The 1714-nt window shown below is 51.2% G+C and carries 2 protein-coding genes and 1 other RNA gene; 2 read left to right on the top strand and 1 reads right to left on the bottom strand.

Going from position 1 to position 1714, the window contains the following annotated elements; genetic code table 11:
* Positions 1-220: 220 nt before the first annotated feature.
* Entirely contained in the window at positions 221-700 is a 480-nt protein-coding gene (gene smpB, locus ACFO3S_RS27855) for an SsrA-binding protein SmpB (RefSeq protein ID WP_378103031.1), read from the top strand.
* 194 nt (positions 701-894) lie between these two features.
* Positions 895-1261, top strand: a transfer-messenger RNA (tmRNA) gene (gene ssrA / locus ACFO3S_RS27850).
* A 330-nt stretch (positions 1262-1591) separates the two neighbouring features.
* Here ssrA and ACFO3S_RS27845 read toward each other — a convergent pair.
* A partial coding sequence (locus ACFO3S_RS27845; protein ID WP_378103034.1) for an IS3 family transposase occupies positions 1592-1714 on the bottom strand: 123 nt, incomplete at its 5' end.

The following is a 1714-nucleotide window of genomic DNA, read 5'->3' as shown; positions in this document are numbered from 1 at the left end:
ACTAGAGCCATTCCGTTGCTGTAATGCGAAAAAGGGAAGTTCGTATCGATTAATCTGTATATGGATCACAATAGGCTCGATTTCACACGAATAAACGCATAGATGGAATTTCGATGCGTGGAGCCTGGGCCCAAACTAATGGTTGTTGAAGGCGCTGTGCGCCGCGTGGTATAATAAAATTCCGGCATTTTGGAATTCTAGGGAGAGCAGGTGAGGAGAAGTGGGAAAGAAAAGTCAGCACGACAAGCCGTTGGCGCAGAATAAGAAAGCATCCCACGACTACTTCATCGAGGACACCTACGAAGCCGGGATGGTGCTGACGGGCACGGAAATCAAATCCTTGCGCACCGGCCGCGCGAATCTGAACGATTCGTTCGCGACGATCCGCAACGGCGAGATTTTCCTCCATAATATGCACATCAGTCCGTTCGAGCAAGGCAACCGTCACAATCCTTCGGACCCCACTAGGGCTAGGAAGCTTCTGCTTCATAAGGAGCAGATCCACAAGCTGCTCGGCCTGACGAAGCGCGACGGATACACCTTGGTCCCGCTTAAAGTGTACGTTCGTAACGGCTATGCCAAATGCCTGATCGGCTACGGCAAAGGGAAGAAGCTGTATGACAAGCGCGAGTCCGACGCCAAACGGGACGCTCAGCGCGACATCCAGCGGATTCTTCGGGAGAAGCAGAAAAACGTATAATTAATTGCTTATGCGATGATATTGCTAAGGCGGTTGGCTGCTTGAGCACAATGTGCCAGCGTTGGCAGCAACATTACGGGCAATGGCTCGATGGATGTGTTATAATAGGTTTTGCAACACTGCTTGATTCTAATCATCCTGTCGCGGGTGACCTTATGGAGTTCCGGCGCCTACGCGTCCGGCAACCCAACTTCGGGGCCGTTTATGGATTCGACGGGGACAGGACGAGCGTGTGTAGCGGGTAGTAGGGCTGCGTCTGCTTCACTAACGCGGAAGCCAATATAAACGGCAAAGCTAAACAACCATCTCTGGCTCTGGCCGCCTAATAACGGCCTCCAGGCTCTTACTCTCCATCGCCCATGTGGCGGGCTAAGGGCTCAACTTTAGTGGGATACGCTGTCTAGTCTCCGCCTGGGGCTAGCTGAAGAAGACAATCAGGCTGACCCGAAGGGAATCCTGTGACAGGGAGTCCCCAGGGTGACATCAAATCTGTCACTACACCCGTAGAAGCATTCGTGGCGTTGTCTTCGGACAGGGGTTCGACTCCCCTCGGCTCCACCATAAAAACTCTGACCGCACGAGGTCAGAGTTTTTTGTTGTGGAGAAGAATGGGGAGTCGCCCGGTCCGAAGGAGGACATTGGGGTTCGTTCCGCGCGCAGGGAGCGAAGCGGACGAGCACGGCATCTGATTCTACATCTAAGGTTGTCCCCACCGAATCAGCTTCGTCAGCAAGTTCAATCAAGAAGTCAGATCCCCCCGAGGGTCCAGAAAAAAACGCGACACAAGAAACCGCCATGAAATAGTCGGTTTCGTTTGGGGAGTACAAGGAGGGATGGACACAAAAAGAGTTAGCGGAAAGTGGATCTCTGTCAAGATAGTAGACATGAATTTTAATGATTCACCGTATTAAAGTAATATTGTCGTTCAAAATCAGATGGGGTGAGATAGCCAATCGACGAATGAATACGTTCGTTGTTGTAGAAAACTTCGATGTACTCAAATATACTTTTCTC

It is taken from the genome of Cohnella hongkongensis (genome assembly GCF_042654645.1).
GTDB classification, from domain to species: Bacteria; Bacillota; Bacilli; order Paenibacillales; family Paenibacillaceae; genus Cohnella; species Cohnella hongkongensis.
The sequence above is the reverse complement of the archived record's forward strand: the minus strand, read 5'-3'. Positions and strand labels throughout refer to the sequence as shown.